The organism is Protofrankia sp. CiP1_Cm_nod3, from assembly GCF_982290655.1.
This window is the reverse complement of record NZ_CEVIVD010000001.1, coordinates 2,041-4,635: the sequence shown is the minus strand read 5'-3', so window position 1 is coordinate 4,635 and position 2,595 is coordinate 2,041. Positions and strand designations below refer to the sequence as shown.

Genomic DNA, 2,595 nt, shown 5'->3' with positions numbered 1-2,595 from the left:
GCGGCCGCAGCGGCGAAGCCGGTGCGCAGGTCGGCGAGGATGTCGTCGATCCCCTCCAGGCCGACCGAGAGCCGGACCAGCTCACCGCTGACCCCGCTCGCGGCCTGCTCGGCCGCGGTGAGCTGGGCGTGGGTGGTCGTGGCGGGATGGATCGCCAGCGAGCGCACGTCACCGACGTTGGCCAGATGGCTGTGCAGCTGGAGGGCCTCGACGAAGGCCCGGCCCGCCGCCGCGCCGCCGCGGATCCCGAAGGCCAGCACGGCACCGGCGCCGGCCGGCAGGTAGCGCGTCGCCGCCGCGTGCCAGCGGCTGGTCTCCAGCCCCGGGTAGGCGACCCACAGCACGTCGTCGCGGCCCTCAAGCCAGCGCGCCACCGCCAGCGCGTTCTCCGAGTGCCGCTGTACCCGCAGCGACAGCGTCTCCAGCCCCTGCAGCAGCAGGAAGGCGTTGACCGGCGACAGCGCCGGGCCGAGATCGCGCAGCAGCTTCGCCCGGGCCCGCACGATGTAGGCGGTCTCCGGGAAGGCCTCGAGGAACACCAGCCCGTTGTAGGACGGATCCGGGCTGGTGAACCGTGGGTAACGCCCGTTGCCCCAGTCGAACCGGCCGCCGTCGACGATGACCCCGCCGATGGACGTGCCGTGCCCGCCGATGAACTTCGTCGCCGAGTGCACGACCACGTCGGCGCCGTGCTCGAGCGGGCGGGACAGGTACGGGGAGGCCAGGGTGTTGTCGACGATGAGCGGCGCGCCCGCCTCGTGCGCGGCCCCGGCCACCCCGGCGATGTCGAGGACGTTCCCGCGCGGGTTGCCGATCGTCTCCCCGTAGAGGGCGGCCGTGTTCGGACGCACGGCGGCCTTCCAGGCACCCAGGTCGTCGGGGTCGTCGATGAAGGTCGTCTCGATGCCGAGCTCGGAGAGCGTGTGGGCGAACAGCGCATACGTCCCGCCGTACAGCGACGACGACGAGACCAGATGATCGCCGGCGGAGGCGATGGTGAGGATCGCCAGCGCCTGCGCCGCCTGGCCGCTGGCCACCGCCAGCGCCGCGGCACCGCCCTCCAGGTCCGCGACCCGCTGCTCCAGGACGTCCTGGGTCGGGTTGACCACCCGGGTGTAGGTGAACCCGACCTCGGCGAGCGAGAACAGGTCCGCCGCGTGACGGGTGTCGTCGAAGACGAACGACGTGCTCTGGTAGATCGGCACCGCGCGGGCACCCGTCGCCGGATCCGGCTGGGCGCCGGCATGGACCTGCCGGGTCTCGAAGCTGTACGTCGTGGGCTCGCTCGTCACGGGTTCCCTCTCACTGCTCGCTACCTGGTCGGTTCACTGCCTGGCCGCCGTCTGCCACCGCCCGCCGTCCTGCCGCCGTCCTGCCGCCGCCGGCTCACCTGCCCACAACCGGCGGACCGGGCCGGGCGACATGATCAGTATGCTCCTCGGCCGGCGGGCGCCTCGACGTCGGAGTAGTACCGCCGGGCCACCTCGGGATGGCTGCGCAGCCAGCTCTTGAGGGTGTTGACGCCGTGCTCGGCGAAGATCGGGTTGCGCGGGTCGGGGGGCTCGGCCGCCGGCAGCTGCCGGCGCAGCTCGTCCGGCAGCGGCAGGGGCGCCAGCGTCGCCGACAGGTGCGGGCCGAAGAAGAAGGCCGCCGACACCCGCTCCGTCCCGGCCGGCGGGCTGACGACCCGGTGCACGGTCGCCCGGTAGTAACGCTGGGTCGCCAGCTCGAACATCTCACCGATGTTGACCACGAAGGTCCCCGGTACCGGGGTGACGTCGATCCAGCCGTCGGCCGGCACGTCCGTGCCCGCCCGCGGGCTGCGCGCGACCTGCAGGCCGCCGCTGTCGTCCTGGAGGACGAACGTGACGAAGCCGCCGTCCTTGTGGGCGCCGACGCCCTGGTCGTAGCCGGCGGCGAAGCCCGGCGGCGCGGGCAGGTAGCGGATCAGCTTCAGGTGCGAGCGGGGGTCGACGGCGAACGTCGGGTCCAGGTGGCCGGCGGCCAGGCCGAGGGACTCGGCGAACGCGTGGACGAGCGTGCGGGCGAGCCGTCCCAGCTCGGCCAGGTAGGCCCCGACGATCCCCCGCATCCGGGGGAGCGCGGCCGGCCACTGGTTGGGGCCGTCCAGGCGCAGGTAGGGCGGGTCGTGCGGGCCGAGCCGGCGGGCGGGGCGCTCGTCGCCGATGTCGATCTGCTCGCGGATGTCCGGGCTGTCCCGGGTGATCTCGTGGCCGAGCCGGGTGTACCCGCGGAAGTGCGGCGAGTGGATGTTCTCGATCTCGAGCTTGACGGCCTCGGGCAGGTGGAAGAACTCCCGGCTGACCGCCAGCACGGCGGCGGTGGCGGCCGGCGGGATCCCGTGCCCGGTGAGGTAGAAGAAGCCCGGCCCGTGGCAGGCCGCGCGCAGCGCCGCCAGGAACGCCGTCCGCCCGGGGCCGCCCGTGCGGTAGGGGCCGATATCCAGCGTGGGCAGGGCGGCCGCCGGCCTGGCGGTGGCGCTGCCCGGCCCGTCCGGGCCGGTGCTGTCGGCGTCGGCGCTCCCGGCACCGATGCCGTCGGCGCTGACGTTGCCGGTGCGGGTCCTCTCAGGCC

At 74.1% G+C, this 2,595-nt stretch carries 2 protein-coding genes; both read right to left on the bottom strand.

What is annotated here, in order from left to right; all coding sequences use genetic code 11:
- Positions 1-1,292: bifunctional o-acetylhomoserine/o-acetylserine sulfhydrylase (locus AC5LUJ_RS00015; RefSeq protein WP_250290976.1), on the bottom strand; the 1,292-nt coding region annotated here is incomplete at its 3' end.
- A 134-nt stretch (positions 1,293-1,426) separates the two neighbouring features.
- On the bottom strand, positions 1,427-2,595 hold a 1,169-nt coding region (locus tag AC5LUJ_RS00010), incomplete at its 5' end, for an isopenicillin N synthase family dioxygenase (RefSeq protein WP_493464284.1).